Origin of the sequence: Christiangramia aestuarii, assembly GCF_009735585.1 — a bacterium.
In the GTDB taxonomy this organism is placed as follows: Bacteria; Bacteroidota; Bacteroidia; order Flavobacteriales; family Flavobacteriaceae; genus Christiangramia; species Christiangramia aestuarii.
Genome location: NZ_VJVW01000002.1, coordinates 132,735 through 157,546 on the forward strand (window position 1 = coordinate 132,735; position 24,812 = coordinate 157,546).

At 40.8% G+C, this 24,812-nt stretch carries 22 protein-coding genes and 1 tRNA gene; 14 read left to right on the forward strand and 9 right to left on the reverse strand.

Annotated elements, in window-relative coordinates:
• The first annotated feature begins 86 nt into the window (after positions 1–86).
• A complete protein-coding gene (locus FLP08_RS04725) occupies positions 87–239 on the forward strand; it encodes an SsrA-binding protein (protein ID WP_156274568.1) in 153 nt (50 codons plus the stop codon).
• Here the strand turns inward: FLP08_RS04725 and FLP08_RS04730 are convergent.
• Both FLP08_RS04730 and FLP08_RS04735 read right to left on the reverse strand, forming a co-directional pair.
• On the reverse strand, positions 236–751 hold the full coding sequence (locus FLP08_RS04730) for an adenine phosphoribosyltransferase (RefSeq protein ID WP_156274570.1): 516 nt from the start codon (positions 749–751) through the stop codon (positions 236–238). The genes FLP08_RS04725 and FLP08_RS04730 overlap by 4 nt on opposite strands.
• A 9-nt stretch (positions 752–760) precedes the next feature.
• A complete protein-coding gene (locus FLP08_RS04735) occupies positions 761–1,414 on the reverse strand; it encodes a DUF2461 domain-containing protein (protein ID WP_156274572.1) in 654 nt (217 codons plus the stop codon).
• Between the two features lie 189 nt (positions 1,415–1,603).
• On the opposite strand from FLP08_RS04735, the gene FLP08_RS04740 reads away from it, so the two are divergent.
• From FLP08_RS04740 to FLP08_RS16520, 10 genes are all read left to right on the forward strand, one after another.
• On the forward strand, positions 1,604–1,942 hold the full coding sequence (locus tag FLP08_RS04740; RefSeq protein WP_156274574.1) for a hypothetical protein: 339 nt from the start codon (positions 1,604–1,606) through the stop codon (positions 1,940–1,942).
• 243 nt (positions 1,943–2,185) lie between these two features.
• Positions 2,186–5,401: a TonB-dependent receptor gene (locus FLP08_RS04745; protein WP_156274576.1), complete on the forward strand. Its 3,216-nt coding sequence runs from the start codon at positions 2,186–2,188 to the stop codon at positions 5,399–5,401.
• Between the two features lie 134 nt (positions 5,402–5,535).
• Positions 5,536–6,093, forward strand: a complete 558-nt coding sequence (locus FLP08_RS04750; protein ID WP_156274578.1) for a DinB family protein — start codon at positions 5,536–5,538, stop codon at positions 6,091–6,093.
• On the forward strand, positions 6,090–6,593 hold the full coding sequence (locus FLP08_RS04755; protein WP_156274580.1) for a RidA family protein: 504 nt from the start codon (positions 6,090–6,092) through the stop codon (positions 6,591–6,593). The genes FLP08_RS04750 and FLP08_RS04755 overlap by 4 nt, the downstream gene beginning before the upstream one ends.
• Positions 6,594–6,627: 34 nt before the next feature.
• A complete protein-coding gene (locus FLP08_RS04760) occupies positions 6,628–7,338 on the forward strand; it encodes an SOS response-associated peptidase (RefSeq protein WP_156274582.1) in 711 nt (236 codons plus the stop codon).
• 40 nt (positions 7,339–7,378) lie between these two features.
• The gene (locus FLP08_RS04765) at positions 7,379–7,828 is read left to right on the forward strand and encodes a 5' nucleotidase, NT5C type (RefSeq protein WP_156274584.1); all 450 of its coding nucleotides are present in this window, start codon (positions 7,379–7,381) and stop codon (positions 7,826–7,828) included.
• A gap of 258 nt (positions 7,829–8,086) precedes the next feature.
• Complete coding sequence (locus FLP08_RS04770) at positions 8,087–10,459, forward strand: PAS domain S-box protein (RefSeq protein ID WP_156274586.1); 2,373 nt, start codon at positions 8,087–8,089, stop codon at positions 10,457–10,459.
• 78 nt (positions 10,460–10,537) lie between these two features.
• Positions 10,538–10,891 (forward strand): response regulator transcription factor, encoded by a 354-nt coding sequence (locus tag FLP08_RS04775; protein WP_156274588.1) that lies wholly within the window; start codon positions 10,538–10,540, stop codon positions 10,889–10,891.
• Positions 10,892–11,178: 287 nt separating this feature from the next.
• The gene (locus FLP08_RS04780) at positions 11,179–12,489 is read left to right on the forward strand and encodes a hypothetical protein (protein ID WP_156274590.1); all 1,311 of its coding nucleotides are present in this window, start codon (positions 11,179–11,181) and stop codon (positions 12,487–12,489) included.
• 478 nt (positions 12,490–12,967) lie between these two features.
• Positions 12,968–13,093, forward strand: a complete 126-nt coding sequence (locus FLP08_RS16520) for a hypothetical protein (RefSeq protein WP_262885519.1) — start codon at positions 12,968–12,970, stop codon at positions 13,091–13,093.
• Between the two features lie 521 nt (positions 13,094–13,614).
• On the opposite strand, the gene FLP08_RS04785 is transcribed toward FLP08_RS16520, so the two are convergent.
• The gene (locus FLP08_RS04785) at positions 13,615–17,910 is read right to left on the reverse strand and encodes a putative Ig domain-containing protein (protein ID WP_156274592.1); all 4,296 of its coding nucleotides are present in this window, start codon (positions 17,908–17,910) and stop codon (positions 13,615–13,617) included.
• Between the two features lie 810 nt (positions 17,911–18,720).
• On the opposite strand from FLP08_RS04785, the gene FLP08_RS16325 reads away from it, so the two are divergent.
• Both FLP08_RS16325 and FLP08_RS04795 read left to right on the forward strand, forming a co-directional pair.
• On the forward strand, positions 18,721–19,272 hold the full coding sequence (locus FLP08_RS16325; RefSeq protein ID WP_162430932.1) for a type I restriction-modification system subunit M N-terminal domain-containing protein: 552 nt from the start codon (positions 18,721–18,723) through the stop codon (positions 19,270–19,272).
• Positions 19,273–19,374: 102 nt separating this feature from the next.
• A complete protein-coding gene (locus tag FLP08_RS04795) occupies positions 19,375–19,869 on the forward strand; it encodes an ADP-ribosylglycohydrolase family protein (protein WP_500681170.1) in 495 nt (164 codons plus the stop codon).
• A gap of 106 nt (positions 19,870–19,975) precedes the next feature.
• Here the strand turns inward: FLP08_RS04795 and FLP08_RS04800 are convergent.
• The 6 genes from FLP08_RS04800 to FLP08_RS04825 all read right to left on the reverse strand — a co-directional run bounded on the left by FLP08_RS04800 (position 19,976) and on the right by FLP08_RS04825 (position 23,866).
• Positions 19,976–20,049 (reverse strand) — tRNA-Arg (locus FLP08_RS04800).
• Positions 20,050–20,136: 87 nt separating this feature from the next.
• A complete protein-coding gene (locus FLP08_RS04805; RefSeq protein WP_156274596.1) occupies positions 20,137–20,412 on the reverse strand; it encodes an ATP-dependent Clp protease adaptor ClpS in 276 nt (91 codons plus the stop codon).
• Between the two features lie 54 nt (positions 20,413–20,466).
• A complete protein-coding gene (gene prmA, locus FLP08_RS04810; RefSeq protein ID WP_156274598.1) occupies positions 20,467–21,300 on the reverse strand; it encodes a 50S ribosomal protein L11 methyltransferase in 834 nt (277 codons plus the stop codon).
• 2 nt (positions 21,301–21,302) lie between these two features.
• Positions 21,303–22,055 (reverse strand): triose-phosphate isomerase, encoded by a 753-nt coding sequence (gene tpiA / locus FLP08_RS04815; RefSeq protein ID WP_156274600.1) that lies wholly within the window; start codon positions 22,053–22,055, stop codon positions 21,303–21,305.
• Positions 22,056–22,203: 148 nt separating this feature from the next.
• Positions 22,204–23,298 carry a BT_3928 family protein gene (locus tag FLP08_RS04820; RefSeq protein ID WP_156274602.1) on the reverse strand — a complete coding sequence of 365 codons (1,095 nt, stop codon included), beginning with the start codon at positions 23,296–23,298 and terminating at the stop codon, positions 22,204–22,206.
• A gap of 7 nt (positions 23,299–23,305) precedes the next feature.
• Positions 23,306–23,866 carry a DUF1599 domain-containing protein gene (locus tag FLP08_RS04825; protein ID WP_156274604.1) on the reverse strand — a complete coding sequence of 187 codons (561 nt, stop codon included), beginning with the start codon at positions 23,864–23,866 and terminating at the stop codon, positions 23,306–23,308.
• Positions 23,867–23,953: 87 nt separating this feature from the next.
• On the opposite strand from FLP08_RS04825, the gene folP reads away from it, so the two are divergent.
• Entirely contained in the window at positions 23,954–24,778 is an 825-nt protein-coding gene (gene folP, locus FLP08_RS04830) for a dihydropteroate synthase (protein WP_156274606.1), read from the forward strand.
• Positions 24,779–24,812 lie beyond the last annotated feature (34 nt).

The following is a 24,812-nucleotide window of genomic DNA, read 5'->3' on the forward strand; positions in this document are numbered from 1 at the left end:
TTGAATTACAGCTTTAAAAAAACCTGCTCTTTCCACGAAAGGCAGGTTTTTTTTAGTTTCTATATCTTTGGTTAAAACCAACTTAGATGAAAAAAAGAATTTTTCGAGCTCTGTCCAGGCTTAACAAGAAGATCTTTCCTAGTTACTCAAAAAAAGGCTTGGATCTTCAAAAAGCCAGCAAATTGCAAATGGCCATTATTGGCTGGAAGCTCTGGGTAACCAAAAATGCGCTGGACTAGGAATATTTTAGCAGGGAAGAAACATTGTAATTTTTCAGTTTTTCTACTCCCTTCAAAAATTCCAGTTCTACGAGAAAATTACATTGCACGATCTCGCCGCCACATTTTTCGATAAGCTTGCAGGTAGCGACTGCCGTTCCTCCCGTGGCCAGGACATCGTCGTGGAGCAAAACTTTCTCCCCAGGTTGTATGGCATCTTCATGTATCTCCAGGGTGTCGCTCCCGTATTCCAGGTCGTAATCTTCGGTATGGGTCCTGTGAGGAAGTTTACCGGGTTTTCTCACCGGAATAAAGCCGGCATTTAATTTTTCAGCCAGAAGCGTGGCAAAGAAAAATCCGCGAGATTCAATCCCTACCACCTTATCAATATTTCGATGAGGCAGGTTTTCCAGGAAAAGGCTTACCGCCCTATGCATCGCCTCTGGGTCTAACAATAACGGAGTGATATCTTTATAGCTAACTCCTTTCTTCGGAAAATCGGGAATATCCCTTACAAATGATTTTAATTCCATTTCAATGATTTATACGGTGACCGCATGATTTAGATAATGCCGGAAAGGTAACATCTCCTGATAAATTTCCACAAGTTTGTCCTGAAAATCCGGCTGCATCACCTCCTTCTGGGTAAGGTCATGCTTTATCGCGAAGGTCTTGTTCCTTAAAAGCTCGATATGCTCATGATCCTGGGAATAGCCTTTGGGAGCGGTCTTTAATTGCTCCTCCTCAATGAGGCCTCCGAAAGTTTCTTTAAATGACTTTTTATTGATGATCTTCTTGAATTCCTCACCATTATAATCTATCGCTGCCCTTATACTATCCAGGATCTCCTTACTGGGCTTATAAAAACCTCCGGCCACCAGGTTCTCATTGATACCAATATGAATATAGAAATCTCCCTTCCCCTTTTCCTTATCCAGGCCCGCTCCAAAATGATCCTTATAAACCGGCTTGTTTGGATGATACAAAAGATTATTATTAATCCGATTTATCGCCTGTTTCCCGGTAGTTGGAGAATAGTCTGGATCTATTTTAGCCAGCCTTATGTCTAATTCGTTCAACCAGTTTATATAAAAGTCCCTTACTTCGTGATATTCGTTACGGTGCTCACCCATCCACTCCTTATTATTATTCTTATTAAGATCACGCAGAAACTGGAATAATTTATTGAAACTCATTTTTTCTTTTAAAGTTAACCATCTTCAATGACAATAAGCAATAGCCTAGCTTTAGACAGCTTATAATGATTTGTGAAAATTTTACTAAATTGACTGCCAGTTAATTGGGTCCACATAAATCCCAATTGAGTTAATACCCTACAGGCTTTTAATGTAAATTGAATTACTTAACCAATAATTTTGTCAGCCATGAGATATCAAAAGCTAGGGGAAGATATTTATATCCCTATTAAAAATGACCTGCCTCTAAAAGACAAGACAAAGATTAAATTCAACTATTATTTATCCAGCCGCATCAATGGAAACCTAATAGACCTGGACATCACTTCCAAGCTTTTCGATGCCGGGAAAATGTATGTTAGGAAATCCGGGTACCGGGTCAAACTTGGTGAAATAGAGAATTGTGTCAAGGCGAACATTATAGAACATATGCTTAGTCTGGGCCTTGACGAGTCGGAGATCCCGAAATCCCTTAAAGAAAAAAATATCACTAATCGCAGTAGAAAGTATTCTAAGGATACTGTCTAAAGCAATTAGTCAACTTTCCTTCAGTAGGAAACGGAACCCTGCCCTATCCAGCAGGGTTTTTTGTTGGAATTAACTCTATTCACACGATCAAATTCCGAAGCATTGCCTCCAAAAGCTTTTCTTACAACATCTTGCATAGGGAGAGTTAAATTCAAAATAACGCAAAGAAATAAATTCATATAACAAATGTAAATAGTACTTTTGCCGAAATTTTAGATTTCTTTAACACAACACCAAACAAACATGAAACGATTATTACTGCTATTTATCGTAGCATTATTAACAAACCTGAGCACAACGGCCCAGGTTACCACAGCCGAGATTAGCGGAGAGGTTTTCTATGAAGAGAACACACCGCTACCAGGAGCCAACGTAACCGCGGTGCACACCCCAACAGGTACTACTTACGGGGCAGTAACCAACTTTGACGGTGGTTTTAAACTTTTGAACCTTCGAGTTGGTGGACCTTACAAGATTAGTGTGAGCTATGTAGGATTTAAGACCTCTGTTCTTGATGGCATCAACCTGAACCTTGGACAGACCTATAATGTAGAGATCGAGATGGTTTCTGATGCAACCCAGCTAGACGCGGTTGTAATTACAGCTACCAAGAACCAGATCATCAATAGCGACCGTACCGGGGCAGAAACCAACATTGGAAGAAGGGAATTGAAGTCCCTTCCTACTATTTCCAGATCGGCTTCAGATTTTTACCGATTAGAGCCAACCGCCTCGAGCAACGGTTCTTTTGGTGGTAGAAACGACCAGTTCAACAACTTCAGTCTTGATGGTTCTATCTTCAACAACCCATTTGGTCTTGATGCTGCAACTCCAGGAGGACAAACCAATGCACAGCCAATTTCCCTGGATGCGATCGAACAGATCCAGGTATCTACCGCTCCTTACGATGTGACCCAGGCCGGCTTTACCGGAGCTTCGGTAAACGCCGTAACCAAAAGTGGTTCTAACGAGATCGAAGGAACAGCTTATGGTTTCTACCGTAACCAAGATATGACCGGAGACAAGGTTGCCGGTGACAAGATCATCGTTCCAGACCTTAAGCAGGCCCAATATGGCTTTAGTATCGGCGCACCGATCATTAAGAACAAATTATTCGTTTTCGCGAACTTCGAAAAAGATGATCGGGAAGACCTTGGCTCGAACTTCCTGGCCAACAGGCCCGGTTTAACCGGATCTAACGTGTCCAGGGTTTCTGCGGAAGACCTTGAATATGTATCAGAACAATTATCCCTACTTGGATATGAGACCGGCGCCTACGAAGGCTACACCCACGAAACTGCTTCTACCAAGGGTATCATGAAGCTGGACTGGAACATTAGCCAGAATCACCGTATGGCTTTTATCTATAACTTCCTGGACGCTTCCAGAGATCTACCTGCGAACCCGGAAGCTATCGGAAGAAGAGGTCCAGACCTTACTACGCTTCAGTTCAGAAATTCAGGTTATACCATTAACAACAAGATAGATTCCTGGTTGGTGGAGCTTAACTCGAACTTCGGAAATAACATTTCTAACAAGTTTCAGGCTGGATATACTTTCTTTGACGATTCCCGTGATCCTTTCTCTGCCCCTGCTCCTCCTATCAATATCCAAAAGGACGGGGTAAGATATATCGTTGCAGGTCACGAGCCTTTCTCTATCAACAACAGGCTTGAGCAGCACGTTTACCAGATCACCAACAATCTTAACCTGGTAGCCGGTAACCATACCTTTACTTTTGGAACCAGCTTTGAAAGGTTCGATTTTGATAACTCTTTCAACCTTGGAGCTTACGATTACAATGGTGACGAAACATTGGGAACCGGACCGGTTAGTACTTTCTTTGACGCTTTCACCAGCGTAAGAATGGATCCTAACAACCCAGGAACCTCTTTTGAAGAGGCTATTAACAATGGTACTATTGAAGCGGCACTGAACAATGCCCAGGACGTTTTTGATAACAGGAATACCAACAACAGCTGGGCTCTTGCTGAGACCAACGTTGGTCAGCTGGCATTTTATGCCCAGGACAGATGGAAAGCTACTGAAGATTTTACCTTTACTTACGGGCTTAGAATCGACAAGCCTTTATACTTCAATACCGAAGATAAGATTCGTGAGAACATCGAGCGTCTTGCCGGGGGAACTTTTCCTGATGGAGACTACCAGCCAGAGATCACCTATTATGATGAAAACGGAGAGGCAGTAAAACTTAACAGTTTAGAGTTGCCTTCAAGCAAGATCCTTTGGTCTCCAAGACTAGGATTTAACTGGGATGTATTTGGTGACAACCAGCTACAGCTTCGTGGAGGAACAGGGATCTTTACCGGAAGGCTTCCTTTCGTATGGATCGGGAACCAGGTTGCTAACCCTGCCTTCTACTTTTACCAGACCACTGCTCCAGATTTTAAATTCCCACAGGTATGGAGAAACAGTCTTGGTGCAGATTACAGATTCGAAAACGGACTTGTTGCGACCACAGACTTCATTTACACCAAGGACGTGAATGCACAAATGGTAAGAAATTACGGTTTGTCTACTCCTTCCGGAACTCTTAACGGTGTAGATAACCGTCCTGTTTACCTGAACGAGGATAAGGCAGTGAACGAATTTGGAGGTCCAACCAACGCCTGGGTATTCACCAATACCGATGCCGGGTACTCTTTTAACTGGTCTCTTAAACTAGCTAAAAGTTTCGAAAAGAATTTCTACGCGAGTATCGCTTATAACTACCTTAAAGCAGAAGATGCTAGTTCCCTGGATGCTGAAATTTCCAGTGATGCTTTCGAAAGAAATCCTGCTTTAGGAAACGTGAATGCAGCCGTGGAAAGCGCTTCAAGATATGGTGACAAGCATCGTATCGTTGGGCAGCTTAACAAGGAGTTCAACTATGGTAAGGACGATCGTTGGAGAACCTCTATTGGTGCGTTTTACGAGTATGCCCAGGGAGGAAGATTCTCTTATACTTATTCTGGAGACATCAACAACGACGGTTCTGTTCTTAACGACCTTATTTACATTCCTACCCAGGATGAGCTTCAGCAATATACTTTCTCTGGAAACCCAGAGGAGCAGGAAGCCCAAAGACAGGCTTTTGAGCAATTCATTCAGCAGGATGATTACCTGAGCGATAACCGAGGGGATTATGCTGAAAAATACGGTATCCTTAGCCCCTGGAGAGGACGCTGGGATGTGAAATTACTTCAGGATTATAACTTCAAGGTTGGTGAAAAGAAAAACACCATACAGCTAAGCCTTGATATCCTGAACTTCGGAAACCTGTTGAATTCAGACTGGGGAGTTATACAGATCCCTGTGAACGATCAGCCGGTGGGCGTTACCGTGGGAGATGATAATACTCCTGTTTACACTTTTGGCAACCAGACCAGGACCTTTGCCAATGATTTCAGCCTTCAGTCGAGATGGCAGGCACAGGTAGGATTACGTTATATTTTCTAAAAACGGCAATTCATACTTATATTGAAAAGCAGCTTCAGCGATGAGGCTGCTTTTTTTTATTTCCGCAAGCTCCTTAAAACCACTTTTTTCTTAGCCGCTTTTTATATCTTTAAGTTTCAGCAAAACACTTGCCTATGAACCGTTGGGACGAAGAGATCGACAAGATCACAGGGAGATTCCTGAATTCATTTAGCATACTTTCTAAAAAAGAGCTCAACTGGAAGCCTGCTCCAGAGGTATGGAGCATCGCCCAGAATATGGATCATCTCATTAACCTCAACGAGACCTATTTTCCGGTTTTCGCCGATCTTAAATCGGGAACCACCAATCTGCCCTTTATCGCCAAGATCGGCCTGGCCGTTAATTTCTTCGGAAAAATGATCCTTAAATCGGTACAGCCCGAAAACAGGAAGAAAATGAAGACCTTTTCTATCTGGGAACCCGGGCATAGTGATTTTGATAAGGGCATCCTGGACCGGTTCGAGGAACACCAGAACAGGCTCAAACAGGAGATCTCAGAGATCGCCGACAAGACCAGGGAAAATGTGGTCATCTCCTCGCCCGCCAATAAAAATATTGTTTACAAACTGGAAACGGCTTTGGATATTCTGGTTACCCACGAAAAAAGACATTACCGGCAGGCGAATGAAGTTTACCAGTTACTTAAAGCCTCAGAAAATAAAGTATCATGAAGAAAATCCTATTTTTTATTGCTGCTGCTATCCTATGCTTTTCTGCCATAGCCCAGCAAAGCCCGGAAGAAAGGCTAAAGGAACTAAACATAGAACTAGGCGAAGTAAGCGAGCCTGTAGCCAATTACATTAAATGGCGGCAGGTAGGGAACCTGCTTTTCCTAGCCGGCGACGGGAGCGACATTAAAGGAAAACTGGGGCAGGACCTGAGTGTAGAAGAAGGTTATGAGGCGGCCAGGAAAACCGGCATCGAGATCCTTACCACTTTAAAAGCGGCCTGTGGTGATCTAAGCAGGATCAAACAATTTGTAAAGGTGCGCGGAATGGTGAATTGCACCCCAGATTTTTACGACCAGCCTAAGGTTATTAACGGATTTTCAGACCTTATGGTGGAGATCTTCGGCGAGAAGGGAAAACATGCCCGCGCTGCGGTTGGCCATTGCTCTCTGCCGTCTAATATCGCGGTAGAGATCGAGGTAGTGGTTGAACTTACAGACTAAGAATTCTTAAATTTAAGCTTCTAAAGAATGATCTATGTGCTACGAAACCTCCCTGAACAAAAAATTAAAGGTGCTGGAGAAAACCTTCGATGCCCAGTTAAAAAAGGATGAAGAATTTGAGCCGTATTATCATAAATCGGGTTTTGTCCATCCCAATCTTTACTGTATTCCCATTGACCAGCCGGGTACCATTTACCCCATGGAATGGGGACTTGTAGCTCCCTGGGGAAGCAAAGATATAAATGCCTTTCGCAAAAAATACAATACCCTAAACGCCAAATCTGAAAACCTGCTCAAAAGCAATATGTACAAAGAGGCGGCCAGGGAAAGAAGATGCCTCATTATAGTGGATGGTTTTTTTGAACCTCACCATGTGAACAAGGTCTCCTACCCCTATTATTGTTACCTGCAGGATCAAAAGATCTTTAGTATCGCCGGCATATATAACGAGCTGGAAGACGGAAAACGTACGCTCAGCCTTATTACTACTGAAGCCAATGATTTCTTTGCCGAAGTACATAATAATAAAAAACGAATGCCTTTATCCATGGATCCCGATTTTGAAGGCAGCTGGCTTGATCCAGGGCTTAGCGACATGAACCTGAAAGAACTTATGCAGGAATGTTTTAGGAAGGAGGCCTTCAAAGCGCATCCGGTTTCCCGTGACCTGTATAAACGGGGAAAGGATACCAATAATCCGGAGATCCTGGAAGAGGTAGACTATAATCCCGATGGGCTGTTTTAGCTACAATAAAATTTCATAGCAATATTCAAAAACTTAAAGATTGAAAAAGATAGTTTATGTAGATATGGATAATGTGCTGGTTGATTTTCAATCGGGCATAGACCAGCTGGACCAGGCCGATCTGGAGGAATATGTAGACAGGCTTGATGAAGTACCGGGTATTTTTGGCTTAATGAAACCCATGGAAAACGCCATTGAGTCTTACAAGCAACTTTGCAGGCATTTCGATGTTTATATCCTGTCTACCTCCCCCTGGGAAAATGAAACCGCCATGCTGGATAAGCTTAAATGGGTTAAGAAATACCTGGGCCAGGTAGCCTATAAGCGACTGATACTTTCCCATCATAAGAACCTGAACAAGGGAGACTTTCTTATCGATGACCGCACTAAAAATGGCGCAGACAAATTTGAAGGAGAACACATACATTTTGGACAAGGTAAATTTCAATCCTGGCAAGACGTAACCTCTTATTTGCTGAACAGGAAATAGCATTGAAACTTCGCTTTAGACTGGAATTTCATTAAGAATCCACTCTTCCTGGTTAATATTTCCTTAAAAGACCGGCCCTTTTTTAGCATTATTTAACTCATAATCTTTTACTAATCTTTTGGGTTTTGTTTAAAGCCCAAGCTAACTTGCGTAAGTCATTTTTTAGGTCCTTAATAGTTATAAGATTAAGCTTTAAGCCTTTGTAAATAAACAGTTGGTACAAGTTTTTTAAATATTCAGCCCCCGAATAATTTGATTATGCAAATAGAGTCTACCCTTAAACAAAATACGGAGATCAATCCATCCCTGTACGATAATAACAGGCTTTTGATGGATCTTCCCATTCCAGTATTCATATGTAATAAAGAGGGATATTTCCATTTCAGGAATAACAGTTTCAATAAGCTTTACAAAACCTCGAGTTCAAAAAATGACAGCATATTCAATAATAAGGTGTTCAGGTTCTATGACGGATCAGGAAATCCTCTTTCCGGCGAAAACTGCCCCTTCAATAAATGCATTAAACAAAACTGCCCGGTAGAGAACTATCCTGTTTTCCTGGATAGCACCTGCCAAAAGGCTTATTCGGTCTCCTCTACCATCCACTCTGAACAGGATGTTGAAAACCAGGCTTTCCAGTTCAATTTTCTGCCTGCAGCTCCCGAAAATAAAAGTGTGGAGGAGTTTAAACTTTCCGCGATCGTGGAATTCTCAAAAGATGCTATTATCAGTAAGGATCTTGAGGGGAATATCACCAGCTGGAATAAAGGGGCCGAAAAGATGTTCGGCTACTCCAAAAAAGAGATGATCGGGAAAAATATATCCATGCTAATTCCCAGATCCAGGCTTAAGGAAAAGGAACAAATCCTGAACACAGTCAAAACAGGGAAATCGCTGGATCATTTTGAAACTTATCGTCTCACCAAATCTGGCGATGAGATCCCGCTTTCCCTCACGGTTTCGCCGATAAGGGACGATAAAGGCAGGATCATTGGCGCTTCAAAAGTAGCCAGGGATATTTCAGAAAAACGAAAACACGAGGAAAGACAGGCCCGTCTTTCGGCCATTGTGGAATCGTCTGAAGACGGGATCGTAAGTAAGGACCTGAACGGGATCATTAAAAGCTGGAACGCCGGAGCCAGCAGGATCTTTGGATATTCAGAATCTGAGGTTATTGGTAAATCTATCACCGTTCTGATTCCCAAAAACCGGCTGAACGAGGAAAAGCTCATCCTGCAAAAGATCAAATCTGGCAAAAGAATAGAGCATTTCGAAACCATCAGGCTTTCTAAAGAAGGAAAAAAGATCCATGTTTCGGTGAGTGTATCTCCTTTAAAGGATAAACAGGGAAATATCATAGGGGCCTCCAAGATCGTAAGGAATATCGAGGAGCAGATCAGGTCTAAAAAGAAGATCGAGAATTATGTGGAAAAGCTCAGGATCCTTAATTCTGTAGGAAAAGATATTTCTTCAAAACTGGACCTAGAGACCGTACTTCAAAAAGTTACCGACGCAACCACGAAATTATCTGGTGCTAAATTCGGAGCTTTCTTTTATAATACCCAAACCGGGCCGGGGGAATCCATGATGCTTTATACCCTTTCTGGCGCACCGAAAGAGGTATTTGAAAACCTGGGTATGCCCAGACATACGCCTGTATTTCATCCAACCTTTACTGGACAGGGAATTCTAAGGGTAGACGACATAAGGAAAGATTCTCGTTACGGTCAAAATGATCCTCATTTTGGAATGCCAGAAGGACACCTGGATGTGGCAAGCTATATGGCGGTACCGGTAATTTCAAATTCCGGCAGCGTAATAGGCGGGCTGATCTTTGGCCATCCCGAGGTGGGCGTCTTTAAAAAAGAACATGAGGTCATGGTGAGAAATATTGCCGCGCAGGCCGCCATTGCCCTGGATAATTCCCAGCTCTTCGAACAGGTAAGATCACTGAGCGAGAAAAAGGATGAATTCATTGCCCTGGCCAGTCATGAACTTAAAACACCGCTAACCACTATTAAGGGTTATTTGCAGATCCTGGAGAAAAAGGTAGAGGAACCAAAATCGAAACTGTTCTTAAGCAAAACCCTGAACCAGGCCAACAGGTTGAACGATCTTATCGACGACCTTCTTAACATGTCCAGGATCGAAGCAGGAAAGCTTGAATTCAATTATGAGGAGTTCGACCTAAGACAGGTATTACTGGACATTAGCGAAACATTTGATTATAGCGAAAGTAGTCACAGGCTTATCACCGGTCTAGGAGAAGAGCCGGTTATCGTCACGGCAGATAAACACCGGATCGAACAGGTGATCAATAACCTGCTGAGCAACGCGGTAAAGTATTCCCCTAAAGCAGATAAGGTTTACCTGAATCTTGAACATGATGAAGAAAAAGTGACCGTCCTGGTGAAAGATGAAGGCCTGGGATTAAGCCAGGAACAGCAAAAGAACGTTTTCAATCGTTTTTACCGGGCTGAGTCTACCAAGGGGATCAACGGGCTGGGCCTCGGGCTTTACCTAACCAAGCAGATCATAGATGCACACCGGGGATGCCTGGAAGTGAAGAGTGAAGAGGGAGTGGGATCTGAGTTCTATTTTAGTCTTCCACTGGGACAAAAAATTTTATAAGAATGAAGCGGGCATTTAACAAAACCTTTTCAGGATTCAATTTTGTAGGAAATTATATTTGCCCTAATTAAATGAAGAATGAAGACAATATTTTTAGTAGAAGACGATCATAGTTTAAGGGATCTCATCTGCTTTCTCTTAACCGATAAAGATTACAGGGTCGAGGCTTTTCCTAACGCCAGCTCATTTGAAGAAGGCATGGAAAATTCGATTCCAGACCTTATACTAATGGATATCATGCTCCCCGATGGTAATGGCGTAGATCTATGCAGGAACCTTAAGAACTCCGAGAAAAAGAGGCAGATCCCTGTCATGCTCATGTCTGCCCATGCAGATCCTTCGATCGCCGATGATTCCGGTGCCATAGACTTTATTAGAAAACCTTTCGATATCGAAGAACTCTACGGCAGAATAGAAAAATTCACCAGCTAGGTTTTCCATTAGTAATTTAAATGGAAATTCATTATTTCGATTCAAAAACAATCTCCCAATTTTAAAAGGATTTTTCAGCAAAGCTTTAAATCCTGAAGTTAGCAAAATATTAATTAGAACTCCTCCTACCGACTAATTTTCAAGCACCTACTAAAATTTTCAGAAAAGCGCATAAGATTTTTTTCATTCAAAATATTGAAATATTTCCTGTTAATACGAGATTAACCGAGACCGTTAGTTTTTTGAGATTTTAATTTATACCTTTCCTGCTTTTTAACACCTATATTATGCACAAGAAATTTTACCTGCCATTAATTATGGCAGTGATGGTTCTTTTGTCTTCATGCCAAAAGGACGAAAATCTTCCCCAGAACGATTTTTCGATAGAATCTGAGGAATTCTTCAAAGTAATTAGCCAGCATCCCAATGGCTGGATCAAAGAAGCCCGGAATTTGGATTATACTCTAGAGGGAAATATTCCCCTTGATGAATTCGAATATTATGAAAATGGTTATATAAAATATGCCAAAGTATATTCCAGTTATCCCCAGCAGCATTTGTCTATGGAAATAAGTCGAAGCGAGGATAATAAGCCTTTATGGTCAAAATATTATACCACCGAAGGTGATCTTTGGTTCGAAACCGAATATGAGGACGGGCTGCCTAAAGAAAAGAAAGTTTATAGCGAAAAAGGTACTGCTGTTCACACCTATTCCGAAGGAGAGTTAATATCTGTGATATTTACTACTGCCGATGGAAATGGAGAAACCACCACTATTTTCGATCCGGTGGCTGGAACAAAAAAGGTCACTATCCTTAAAAACGCAGAAACAATACTGGAAGAAGAATATGCCTACCAGGAAGGTTTTGGAGATGGGATACTTACCAGCAACCAGGTTCCCCTGGCGAATCCATTTACTGACCCAGAGGCTCACTTCAGGCCAGACAATTCCCAGTTCAGTCATAGCCCTATCTGGGAATACAGCGCAGATCCTATCGATGCCATGCCCTATTTTCGCGATTATAGCGAGCTATACTTTCCACCGCGGTATTTTGATTCACGCTTAGCAGTGAACTCAAGCCTTTACCAATCGGTCATAGAACAGTATCCGATTACCGAAGACGAAGTTTTAATTTCGAATTTTAAACACCGTGAAAACAATGGTGACTTTCTCGCTCCATCTGAAGAGCGAAAAGCATTAAAAGAAGAAATGGAAAACGACCCGGAACTTTTCGAATTAAAATACGGTAATGAGTACGTGGAAACCATACATTACGGGAAATATTTCTTTATAATAGGAGCGCTGCGCAATATGCCAACCTCAGAAAAGGCAGCCCAGGAAATTAAAGGTATTGCCCGAAAGCGCATGGATGAAATTCTTAGCGGTAAGGATTACCTGAATGCCCAGGAACGCGAAACTCTAAGCAAAGTATGGTTCGAGGTTAAGTTCTTCTCTAACCTTAAACAACATCATAATGGTATTGTAATGCGTTCTTCCAGTGACTATGATGCAGCCACAGAAGAATTCCTGGATGCCGAATCAACGATCGTGAGAATGGAATATCGCAAATTTGAACATTTGTACTCTGAAAATTGATCTTATAGACAATTAAAACGAAAGCCACCCCGTAGGTGGCTTTTTTTTATAAAAAAAGGTCCTGACCTTAATTTGTATCTATATAAAAACAATTATTCCCAAAGGACATCAAGGCTCGATAAGGGCAAATTTCAATTACAATTAAAAATGCTACATTTAATTTAAAGAAAGCATATAAAACCTGAGGCATGAATAAAATAACAATAGCAGCAATTATATTTTTTATAAGTCTTTTAATTTACTGGCAGGGGATGCGAGTTTACAATAAAAAGAATATTGGTAGGAATATGCACCAACAGTGGAATTCGCGGCTTTACTTCTGGCAGGGAGGCATCTTCATTAGTTCATGTGCAACCTTTCTACTCATGTTTATTTTAAAATGTACGAATTTGGTCAGTTTCTAAAATCGAGGATAACAGCATAAAAACAAAAAAGCGAGCAAAAATTGCCAGCTATTTACTTTTTCTATTAGCTTGATATGGACTATTTAATTGATGACAGCATTAAAAATGGCGCCAAAGATTTTGAAGGTGAATACCTCTATTTCGGCCAGGATAAATTTCCTGATTGGGATAGTGTTGTAAAGTATCTTTTGGAAAAGTAAATTGATTTAGCATATCAACACCATTGCAAATGCCTTGTACCTGCAATACCCAATATTATATCCTACCTATTGCAACCGGCCAGCAACGGCTTTGTCATAAATCATTGTAGAAACCGTTGCAACCGCTAATACCTCAATTGAATCCTCATAATTTCTTTATACTAAAGCCTCCCGATGTAAAAGATTTGAGAAAATTTCGGGGCATGCCTTTTTTAAATAGTCCTCCATTTTATTGTCTAAAATTTTTCAAAGAAATAAGATGGTTATTTAATTTTTCTAAATGGGCTTTGACACTTTTTCTGAAAGCCTCATATCTTCCGGCTTTACGATAATATGCTCTACCTAAAAAATCTTTATACCTGGTCTTCCTACGTAGAAAATATGCCTTCTATTGCAAATTCGAAGTTAGAAGGCCTAGAATGAACCTGAAATATTCTTTGATTAAAAATCACTTTTTTATGAAACCAGGGTATTAGATTTAAATTAATCTTATACCCTGGTAAATTAATTTTTAAATTAGGTTACTGTAGCGCAGCTATTCTTGAAAACGATTGGCCATTATTGATTTTAAGTTGGAAAATATAATATCCGCTTGGAAGACCTTCCCTATAAAAATTCACCTCATAAAATTCATTAGCATGAATTTCTCCTCTATAAAGCTCACCAACCATTCTTCCTGAATAATCATAAACGCATAATACTCCACTGGCATCATTATTAAGGCTAAATTGAACTACTGCATTACTTTGAATCGGATTCGGAGCAATTGACATCGTTTCTTCAATTTCCAAAATTGACTCAGTATCTGAGTTCAATATTGATTGATCTGAATTATTACCACCATTTTTCGGTTTATGGATAACTATAGATCCTCCTGCGATGGCAGTGGCTGGATCCGCGTTTTCTGCAGTATTACCATTTTTAATATTATTATCATAAATCACATTTCCATCGTTCCAAATTTTAATTCTATAACGATCAATATCAGAGCTACCAGTTAATTCACCATCAATTACCGTTACCAAAAATTTGTAAGTCTCATTATGTCCATTAATACTTCCTATTCCTCTGTAGGTTGCTTTAGATCCAGAAATAACTAAAGACATATCTTCATGAGACGAACTTTTAAAATGTAAATCTCCTGCTTTGAACTGAAAATTTGTTTTGCCGTCCACTTCGGCTACATTATTTTTCCCAGATTTATATTTTGCATTAAATCCAAAATTCGCCCTACCTGTAAGGGTAGGATCGGCAGTGTATGCATTTTCGGGAGATTCTATCCAACCTCCTCCGGTTACAAATCCACCATTAGGATCATAAATAACCACATAATCATGAACAAATTCAGCTGTTTCTTCACAATGGTCAGTAACTAAAAGTTTTACACTATATACTCCTGGACTTAGCTGTGGATTGAAAGAATCATTATTGAAAGTATTAATTACATTGCCTTCTACAATTTCTCCATCGAACGTATGTTCAGCTAAATCTAGATCAGTAAAATCTCCATTAGAACTAAAATACCATTGTGCGGCTTTTAAATTATTATCTTCAACGTTAGCCGAGAGAGCAAAAAATGATTCTACCGAAACAGGCGTCAAAGGGGTTTGGATGTTCGTGATTACCGGAACATTGTTAGTTACGGCAACCGTTTGAACCACGGGTTCAGCGGGGTTACCATTGTGATCCATAACATTCCAGGTAATGGTTGTTGTTCCTACCGGGTAAATAGCGTCCAAGGCCAGTCCATCATTTCTTGTTCCGTCGGGGATTCCAACACTACAGTTATCAGTAGCTCCCGGAGGAGTGATAGAAATTATTGCTCCACAAAGAGCAGAATCATTTGCTTGAGTAATAGCAACAGGTGTAGCTATAACGGGAGCAATATTATCCTGAACAGTAATAACGGCCTGTTTTGTAGTCGGGTTACCGTTGTTGTCATAGACTGTTACATCAACAGTGACTCCATCAGCATTAATATCAGAGCAGGTAAAACTGGTCTGGCTAACTGTAGTCAAGGTATTATTTATTCCACAGGCGTCACTTGCCGATTCAATCACGTCAGCCGCTGTTATAGATCCATTTCCATCGGCATCAAGGTTCACCGTACCACCTTTAGTTGTAAGTGCAGGGGCAGTATTGTCCACCACAGTAACAACAGCTTGTTCGGTAGTATCGTTTCCATTGTTGTCATAGACTGTTACATCAACAATGACTCCATCAACATTAATATCAACGCAGGTAAAGCTGGTCTGGCTAACTGTGGTCAACGAATTATCTATTCCACAGGCGTCACTTGCCGATTCAATCACGTCAGCTGCTGTTATAGATCCATTTCCATCAGCATCAAGAATTACTGTAGCAACTTTAGTGGTAAGTGCAGGGTCAGTATTGTCCACCACAGTAACAACAGCTTGTTCGGTAGTATCGTTTCCATTGTTGTCATAGACTGTTACATCAACAGTGACTCCATCAGCATTAATATCAGAACAGGTAAAGCTGGTCTGACTAACTGTAGTCAAAGTAGCATCTATCCCACAGGCATCATTTTCAGATGCAATTACATCAGCCGCTGTTATAGATCCATTTCCATCAGCATCAAGAATTACCGTAGCACCTTTAGTTGTAAGTGCAGGGGCAGTATTGTCCACCACAGTAACAACAGCTTGTTCGGTAGTATCGTTTCCATTGCTGTCATAGACTGTTACATCAACAGTGACTCCATCAACATTAATATCAGCGCAGGTGAAGCTGGTCTGGCTAACTGTGGTCAACGAATTATCTATTCCACAGGCGTCACTTGCTGATTCAATCACGTCAGCTGCTGTTATAGATCCATTTCCATCAGCATCAAGAATTACCGTAGCACCTTTAGTTGTAAGTGTAGGAGGAGTATTGTCTTCTTCTAATATTGTCACTTCTGCACTTGCGGTACAACCGTTCCCATCTTCTACTGTTACGACATATTTTCCTGCGGGTACATCACTGATATCTGAAGTGTTTAGTAAGGAATTCTCCCACGAATAGGTAAAAGGAGCCGTTCCACCAGTAACGGAGGTGTTGACATATCCTGTTTCCGAGTTTGGGCAGATTTTTTCTGAATAAGAATCAACTGCAATTTCGATATTACATGCAGAAACTTCCAGGTCAAATATTTGAGTATTTTGTGGTGGATTGGGATAACCGTGATGATAAATATCTTCTGCAAATACGGTTAATTGGTACGTGCCGACATCTTCAAATGTGGGTGTGCCTGAAAGAGTAGCGGTTCCGTCACCATTATCTGTATAAGATAACCACGAAGGCAAACCTGATATCTTAATTGCCAGGGCATCTCCGTAAGGTATATCCGGGTCAGTCGCTGTAATCTGATACGTATACTCTGTTCCGGCAACAACCGAAGTTACTGGAGCAGAAGTAATACTGGGCTGGGAATTAACGATAATTTCAAATGCATGGTTTCTTTCTTCTTCATAGGAGTCTTGTGCAGTAAACTCAAAGGGATGTATTCCCCAGTCTGACTGTACGGGGTTCCAGGTTACAGTTGTTGAAGTAGGATTTGCTGCCGTTGAAGGAAGCGCTGGTATTGAGGCTCCTGCGGGCAAACTGGCTGTTACAATTTGTACAAGATCTTCGGTATCCGGATCTGAGGCCTGGATTGGCAGAGATATCGCAGTGCCGGGTTCATATTGAACTACAGCAGCATCAGCTAAGGTTGGCGGGACATCAAATTCTGGTTTTAAACTAACCACAATTGTTATTGAAGTTAATGTTTGAACACCATTTAAATCCTGCGCAATAAAATTTATGACAGATGTTCCCAACTGGCTTGCCGTTGGTGTCCAGGAAAAACTGGTTTGAACAGGGTTAGCCACCGAAGGTGGGTTAAATGTAGTGCCAGTGGGCAACCCCACTGCTGAAAGGCTTACCAAATCTCCAGCATCAGAATCTGAAGCTTTAATATCAAAAGTTAAATGATCGTTGGGTCTCAATTCGTAAATTTGTCCATCAGCCGGAGTAATTGAATAGTCAAAAGTTGGAGCAGTAGATTGTCCGGCTACTTTTATAATTAAATCAACAATTGTTTTAGTTTGTCCATCTTCAAGTACGATTGCGGCATTGTACAAGCTTCCTACAGGTTTTCCTACGGTATTAAAACTGACTATCCCTGAAGGAGAAATTGAAAGACCCGCAGGTTGGGTAAATCCATAGCTACTACCGGATACCTCCATACTTGTTGCGAGTCGAAAAGATACGGCATCTCCGTCCGGATCGTTGTAAGGAACTGTAAAAGTGGCTGAAGTCATTTCCCCAGGCAGGTTTACGATAGGAGGTAAATTTCCTATTGGAGGATGGTTTCCTGTACCAACATTAACGGTTGCCTCTATGCGGAAGTAGCCATTTGCATTATTGCTTAGAGTACCTATTCTACAACAAGATTCATGGTATACAAGAAAGTTTCCACTGTTAGCATAAGTATGAGTAAAAGTAGCTGTTCCAAACATCCATTCTGATGTGGAGGATGTAACCGTTGGCTGTACATTGACGCTGTTTCCATCACCTAAATAAATATAATGGTATGGCATGGTTCCCCAGCTCGCTCTATATGCTACATCAAGTTTAAACTCTATGGTATTGGGAGACCCCGCCACAGGACGCCAGGTTAGGGTTCCATATCTAAAGTGAGAAGCGTAAGACGCAGTTGAGGCAAAAAGAGCACAAAAGAGGAATGCTGTGGAAACGATTTTAGGAATTTTAAAATTCCAAATCCTGTCCTTCTGCAAGAACTTTTTGGAGTGAGATAAAGTTGTTTTCATGGTTTAGTTTTATGTTGATTATTAATTTTCTAGAAGGATTTTGGGATTTATACATCTATAGAGATTAAGAATCATTTACGGTAACAAAACCTTGAAAGGACTGTACAAATGTGAAGCAGAAAGGGTTTAATCTGCACTGCCAGACATCTATGTTCCCTGTTAAAAAAATTGTCGCCATAATTGATTTCAGTACATACCAAGGTCTATAGCAGCGCCACGTGAAGAGCCACATATAAAAAATTTGTCTCAAATATCTTTGTAGGGATTAAATATGTAGGGATAAATAATCTGTAAGGATTTTAAATCTATAAAAAATTGATTTTTAATTAATTACGATATTTTGATTTTTGGATAAAGAGTCGATAAAATCTGTCAAAGAATCTTCTTAAAGGTTATTGAGACAAAAAATCCCTACAAATTGCATTGTTAAATGGCTGATCATGAAAAGCTTCAGAATAAAATAGTAGGTGAGTTGGAAGTTCATTTCATAATCAACTGCATCCGCATATCAACTTCATTCTACATTATTAATTTATATTTGCGTCATTCCTTCCCTACAGGATATAACCAGGTCTTGAAAAATCTGGAAAATCAATGAATATTTTTCGATTCACCGTTTGATCAATTCGAAACGGTCATAACGGTTGATTATAAGGTATTTATTGTTTTTGCCTAATTATGAGCTAACGGTAATTAACGGTGAGCTAACGGTCGGGCTAACGGTGGAATTATTATTCTTAAATAAATCATAACTTTAGTGCAGTTTATCTGTCTTAACAACAACTTCAAAAAGAACAACCTACCCAATAAATGGCAAAAGCAGACATTGACTTTGAGAAAGAACTCTGGGATGCGGCTAACGAATTAAGAGGCGCTGTATCTGAAAACAACTATAAGAACTATATATTACCCCTGGTTTTCCTGAAGCACCTTAGCGAACGCTACGAGGCAACGTGGAATAATAATTTTTTCAAGTTTAAAGCTAGAAAAACAACCATCGATTATAGGGAAAGCGGAGCTAATGGAGCAGCCATGAGAATACTCCCTATATTGCTTGCCAATCATAACGATTTCAGATTAATAAAGGAATACATTTTTTCAAATAGTATTATTACACACGGTCATCCGCGTGCTATCGTTAGGGCCATACTCTATGGATTTGCAGTAGATAAAATGCTAAAACAAGATGTCGACAATTTCAACTATCAGTCATTTTTAACTGAACTAGGAAAACAGATAGAAGGTGAATTCAAGCCTCCGTTTATTAATAATGAAAAATATGAAAGCTGGCTAAAAGATTTCAAACGAGGACTTTCTTTCACTTTACGATGCAACTGTGCAAGAATCCCTGCAAGCCCTTAGAAATATATTCATTTATATAAGAGACAAAAAAGGCACAAAAGATTCCCTAGTTAATTTGGTTGCTACGATCCTGAAACTAAAGGATCAGGCATCTCTACTGTTATTGGAGGCATTTATCTTGCTGTAAAATATTATAAGAAACCTCAAAAGGCTATTTTTAAAGCTGTCAACTCCATTGGAACAGATTCAGATAGTATTGCAGCTTTTGCAGGTGGATTGATAGGCTCACTTTACGATTCGGAAATTATTCCTGAAAATTGGAAAGGAGTACAGGATTCAGACTATTTAAGTAGGATTGCGGAAGATCTATTTAAAATTTGGGATCAAGGTATAGCCTCTTCGGCTTCATCTGATTTAGAATTGATATCTAAATCCCTCAATAAAATTGAATCTGACAATTATATGGAAAAAGAACAAATTCATTTTGAACCATTAGGGAAAGGAATCATTACTGGTATTGACAGACAAAAAACACTTACCAAAGGAAAGTACAATTTGATCATTGATGTGAACTTTGATAATGGCCAGTCTTGTAAATTTTCGAAACTATTAGAAATCAAAGAAAACGCTCACATAAAAAGTTTTCAACAGGTTTAAATCTAAATACTATAAATAATGAATTTAGGGCGGTACACCTGGCCATAAAAATCAGCATTAAAAAACCCTAACAATCTTACTATTAGATTATTAGGGTTTTATTCTGTGACCTCGGCAGGATTCAAACCTGCAACCTTCTGAGCCGTAATCAGATGCGCTATTCAGTTGCGCCACGAGGCCTTTAAATTGCTGCTCTGCTGTTCTGCAAAGCGGGTGCAAATATATTGTTTATTTTAAAACCTGAAAAGTTTATGGAGATTTTTTCCTCTAAATTATTTCGGCACTTAATCCCGCATCGAGCAATTTGGAACATCGAGGCTTCAGATCTTCGTAAGGCCCCGTTTTCACGGTGCATTTTCCCTTATAATGTACCAGGATCGAACATTGTTCGGCCTGCTCTGGAGTATGATCGCAGGCATAAATAAGGGTTTCTATTACGTGATCGAAGGTATTATAGTCGTCATTATAAAGTATGATCTCGTTTTGCTTTTTCTTCTTGGTCTTTACGTCAACCTTTTCTAATAATTCTTCTTTCGTACTCATCTTCAAAAATTTCTCTTCTACATGTCGTTAAAGATACAAATTATGATAAAAACCTCAGCGTGAAAACTTTGCAGCCACCCAGTCGTTCCTTTCAAAATTCTCTACAAAATCCAAACCAAGCTTTTCACAGGCTTTGGTAATGGCAGGCAGGTCGGCTTTATAAAAGCCGCTGAAAAATATATTCCCATCTGGATTCAGACATTTCTCATAAATAGGCATATCCCGAAGCAAAATGTTCAGGTTTATGTTAGCCAGGATCATGTCATATTTCCTGCCTTCCAGTAGTTCAGCCCCGCCTTCTTCCACATTAATATGTTCACAATCGTTCCTCGAAATATTCTCCAGGGTGTTCAGATAACACCAGTTGTCTATATCTATGGCGTCTATGCTTTTCGCCCCTTTCATTGCAGTAAGGATCGCCAGGACTCCCGTCCCCGACCCCATGTCGAGAACCGATTTCCCTTCCCAGTCGTTCTTCAAAATGTGCTGAATCATCATATGGGTGGTAGCGTGATGGCCTGTACCAAAAGACATCTTTGGCTCGATCACGATATCGTACTCGGTATCTGGCTTTTCATGAAATGGAGCTCTTACACTGCATATTTCATCCACCAGGATCGGAGTAAAGTTCTTTTCCCATTCCTCGTTCCAGTTAACCCTCTCGATCTCCTTGACATCATAACTAATTTTAAAATCTTCTTCCTGCAGAATATGGACATTAGCCAAAAGGTCTTCTTCATATTCTTCTTCAGGAATATAGGCGGTGATGCCGTCATCGTTTTCCACGAAGCTTTCAAAACCCAGGTAGCCTAATTCGGCAATAAGAATTTCAGAAGCCGGCTGAACCGGCTCTATAGTAAAATGAAATTCCAGATAATTTCCTGCCATTATTAAAATGAGTTTACGATCTCTACAAAATCAACCGCATTAAGGCTGGCACCACCTATAAGGCCGCCATCCACATCTTCCTTGGCAAAGATCTCCTTCGCATTATTCGGCTTTACACTTCCTCCATAAAGGATGGAAGTATTCTCTGCCACTTCTTTACCAATATTCTTCTCAAGCAAAGTTCTGATATGCTTATGCATTTCCTGAGCCTGCTCGGGACTGGCCGTTTCACCCGTACCTATCGCCCATACCGGCTCATAGGCCAGGATGATATTCTTCCAGGCGCTCTTAGGCAAGTTAAAAAGACTTTCCTTCAACTGGCTTTCTACCAGGTCGAAATGTCTGTCGTTCTTACGATCTTCAAGTTCTTCCCCAAAACAGAAAATAACGGTCATTTCCTTATCGATAGCCGTCTGCACTTTTTTAGCAAGAAGCTCATTGGTTTCGTGGAAATAGGCGCGACGTTCACTGTGACCCAGGATCACTGTAGTAACGCCCACACTTTTTAACATCTCTGCGGAAACTTCGCCGGTAAAGGCTCCTTTCTCGCTTTCATGCATATTCTGGGCTGCGACGATCACCGGAGTGTCCTTCAAAGCCTGGAACGTAGGATACAGGTTCGTGAAAGAAGGAGCAACCATCACTGTAGCTTCAGGGTCCTTGACCATCTGAAGTTTTAACTTCCCAAGAAGCTCTTCAGTTTCTGCAAGGTCATTATTCATTTTCCAGTTTCCGGCAACTATTTTTTCTCTCATGATTTTTAATGTTTTGGTTCGAAAGTTCTGTTAACCGCTGAGATGCTCAGCAGCGCTAACAAATATAAGCAAAGCAGAAATTACTGACTCTTAAACCAAAGCCAAACCTTGAATTTTTAGGAAGTTTTCAACGACTTAAAGGGATTTTTTATAATTCGATATCTGAAGCGTCGAACCAGTGTTTTTTCTGGGTTATAGTCCCCTCTCTTAAAGTAAGAAAGCCGGGATTGGAACGCACAATGGTCTTAAGTGCAGTCTCGTCTGTCTGGTAAAAATCGAAATTCAGGTTGTATTCTTTCTTCAGCTCAGTTTGAAATTCGCTGCCTGAAGCTGTAAGTCCTATCACTTTATAGCCTTTTTGCAAGGCTTCTTCGCTAAGGGATTTTACAGCCTTATAGCCTTCAAGTTCGGTAGACCTTAGATTATAGGCCACGATAAGCAAAACTTTATCGGCTTCCAGTACCTCCTGGGTGATATCCCCTTCTTCCCCTTCTATCACGAAATCGTGGATTGGAGGGATGGCATTTTCGCCGGTTTGCGAGGTTTCCACACCAATGAACTCACCATCGATCTGAGGGTAGGCACCCTTATTCTTAATGAGCTTCTCCTCCCCGTTCACCCTGAACTTCCAGGTATAGGTTACTTCTGCCTTTTCAGCGCCTTCCGGAAGTTTCATTTTTTCGGGAATATTATTTTTTATTTTATAGGGTCTGAAATCGAATACAGGCAAATGCATCAAAACATGATAACAAAAGGCAAAACAGGCCATGAAGGACCCAAAAACCACCCATTTATGGTATTTAACAGGGAATATCGGGTTGATATATTTCTGATTAAAAAATATAATGAGTATCAATATCAGTAAGATCACGTCCTTATAAAATGACTCCCAGGGCGTAAGCGGGATGGCATCTCCAAAGCATCCGCAATCGGTCACTTTATTGAAATAAGCCGAATAGAACGTAAGAAACGTAAAGAAAATGATCATTAGCAGCAGGCTCCAGCTGGTGAACTTTGGCGCGTAACCAATAAGCAGCATGATCCCTACTACCAGCTCAAAGATCACTAAAAGTATGGCAATGATGAGGGCAAAGGGTATAAGAAATGGGATATCCAGAACAGGCTCGCTGAAATATTCCTGCAGTTTGTAAGAGAAGCCAACCGGGTCGTTCAGTTTTATAAATCCGGAAAAAATAAATAGAACTCCTACCAGGATCCTGGCGATACTTACAACTGCTTTCATAATAAGGTTATTTGGCTACAGGTTTTTCTTCGGCTTCACTGAAATGGATCATGGCGAAAACAGCATAATTTATCATATCCTGGTAATTGGCCGCAATGCCTTCACTTACCAGGGTCTTGCCTTTATTATCCTCTATTTGCTTTACGCGAAGTAATTTCTGAATGATAAGATCTGTAAGGGAACTAATGCGCATATCTCGCCAGGCCTCGCCATAATCGTGATTCTTGTTCATCATGAGATCCTTGGTCTCCTGGATCTTTTCATCATAAAGAGCTATGGCCTCCTCCGGGTTCAGGTCTGGTTGATCTGCTATGCCTTTGTCCAGCTGAATAAGCGCCATCACAGAATAATTGATGATGCCTATAAATTCTGATTGTTCATCTTCTTCTACCTTGCGAACCTCGCTCTCCTGCAATTGCCTGATGCGCTGCGCCTTTATAAAGATCTGGTCGGTTAGCGACGGCAACCTTAAAATTCTCCAGGCACAGCCGTAATCTTTCATTTTGTTAAGAAACAAACCGCGGCAGCCTTCGATCACCGCATCGTATTGTTTTGAGGTATCCTGCATGAAGTAGATGTAATTTGCGTAAATTTCGGGCAAATATTTCAGATAGTCAAAGTTAATTTCCCGGCTATCCAAAACCTAAAGATTAGCATGTTCATTAACTGCAAAGGAAATTTGATAGATCTCAGTGAGCCTAAAGTCATGGGGATCATCAATATCACTCCCGATTCTTTTTACCGCGGAAGCCGTTCCAATACCGAAAAGGAAATCCTGAACAAGGCAGAACAAATGCTGGCCGAAGGAGCCACTTTCCTGGACCTTGGAGCCTACAGTTCCCGGCCGGGCGCAGATGATATTCCGGTAGAAGAAGAACTTGAAAGAATGCTGCCTGCCATTGAACTTATCCTGAAAGAATTTCCGGAAGCTTTGCTTTCCATTGATACCTTCAGGGCACAGGTTGCTGAAAGATCGATACAGGCGGGAGCTGCGCTCATCAATGATATTTCAGCAGGAAAACTCGATGAAAACATGCTTCAGCTAATTGCCGAATATCAGGTTCCATACATCATGATGCATATGAAGGGTAGCCCACAGACCATGAAAGATCTTAATCAATACGAAGATCTTACGGCCGAGGTGCTTTTCTATTTTTCAGAAAGGATAGATGCGGCGAGAAAACTGGGCATTAACGATATTATCATAGACCCCGGCTTCGGATTTGCCAAGAACATAGAACAGAATTACGAACTTTTATCTAAACTGGAACTTTTCAAAAATCTTGAATTACCGGTGCTGGCAGGAATATCCAGGAAAAGCATGATCTGGAAAAAACTGAACATTTCCGCAGAAGAAGCCCTGAACGGAACCAGCGTTCTCAATACGGCCGCATTGCTAAAAGGAGCCAATATTCTTAGGGTTCACGATGTAAAGGAAGCCGTGGAATGCATCAAATTAACCCGTGAATTGAAGAACTAATTTTAGATTTTCTATTTTTACATAAAACCCCCGC

What these genes read in the sequence shown, in the direction of transcription:
- FLP08_RS04725 (WP_156274568.1), top strand. Translation starts at nt 87, where the DNA reads ATGAAAAAAAGAATTTTTCGAGCTCTGTCCAGGCTTAACAAGAAGATC.
- FLP08_RS04730 (WP_156274570.1), bottom strand. Translation starts at nt 751, where the DNA reads ATGGAATTAAAATCATTTGTAAGGGATATTCCCGATTTTCCGAAGAAA.
- FLP08_RS04735 (WP_156274572.1), bottom strand. Translation starts at nt 1,414, where the DNA reads ATGAGTTTCAATAAATTATTCCAGTTTCTGCGTGATCTTAATAAGAAT.
- FLP08_RS04740 (WP_156274574.1), top strand. Translation starts at nt 1,604, where the DNA reads ATGAGATATCAAAAGCTAGGGGAAGATATTTATATCCCTATTAAAAAT.
- FLP08_RS04745 (WP_156274576.1), top strand. Translation starts at nt 2,186, where the DNA reads ATGAAACGATTATTACTGCTATTTATCGTAGCATTATTAACAAACCTG.
- FLP08_RS04750 (WP_156274578.1), top strand. Translation starts at nt 5,536, where the DNA reads ATGAACCGTTGGGACGAAGAGATCGACAAGATCACAGGGAGATTCCTG.
- FLP08_RS04755 (WP_156274580.1), top strand. Translation starts at nt 6,090, where the DNA reads ATGAAGAAAATCCTATTTTTTATTGCTGCTGCTATCCTATGCTTTTCT.
- FLP08_RS04760 (WP_156274582.1), top strand. Translation starts at nt 6,628, where the DNA reads ATGTGCTACGAAACCTCCCTGAACAAAAAATTAAAGGTGCTGGAGAAA.
- FLP08_RS04770 (WP_156274586.1), top strand. Translation starts at nt 8,087, where the DNA reads ATGCAAATAGAGTCTACCCTTAAACAAAATACGGAGATCAATCCATCC.
- FLP08_RS04775 (WP_156274588.1), top strand. Translation starts at nt 10,538, where the DNA reads ATGAAGACAATATTTTTAGTAGAAGACGATCATAGTTTAAGGGATCTC.
- FLP08_RS04780 (WP_156274590.1), top strand. Translation starts at nt 11,179, where the DNA reads ATGCACAAGAAATTTTACCTGCCATTAATTATGGCAGTGATGGTTCTT.
- FLP08_RS16520 (WP_262885519.1), top strand. Translation starts at nt 12,968, where the DNA reads ATGGACTATTTAATTGATGACAGCATTAAAAATGGCGCCAAAGATTTT.
- FLP08_RS04785 (WP_156274592.1), bottom strand. Translation starts at nt 17,910, where the DNA reads ATGAAAACAACTTTATCTCACTCCAAAAAGTTCTTGCAGAAGGACAGG.
- FLP08_RS16325 (WP_162430932.1), top strand. Translation starts at nt 18,721, where the DNA reads ATGGCAAAAGCAGACATTGACTTTGAGAAAGAACTCTGGGATGCGGCT.
- FLP08_RS04805 (WP_156274596.1), bottom strand. Translation starts at nt 20,412, where the DNA reads ATGAGTACGAAAGAAGAATTATTAGAAAAGGTTGACGTAAAGACCAAG.
- prmA (WP_156274598.1), bottom strand. Translation starts at nt 21,300, where the DNA reads ATGGCAGGAAATTATCTGGAATTTCATTTTACTATAGAGCCGGTTCAG.
- tpiA (WP_156274600.1), bottom strand. Translation starts at nt 22,055, where the DNA reads ATGAGAGAAAAAATAGTTGCCGGAAACTGGAAAATGAATAATGACCTT.
- FLP08_RS04820 (WP_156274602.1), bottom strand. Translation starts at nt 23,298, where the DNA reads ATGAAAGCAGTTGTAAGTATCGCCAGGATCCTGGTAGGAGTTCTATTT.
- FLP08_RS04825 (WP_156274604.1), bottom strand. Translation starts at nt 23,866, where the DNA reads ATGCAGGATACCTCAAAACAATACGATGCGGTGATCGAAGGCTGCCGC.
- folP (WP_156274606.1), top strand. Translation starts at nt 23,954, where the DNA reads ATGTTCATTAACTGCAAAGGAAATTTGATAGATCTCAGTGAGCCTAAA.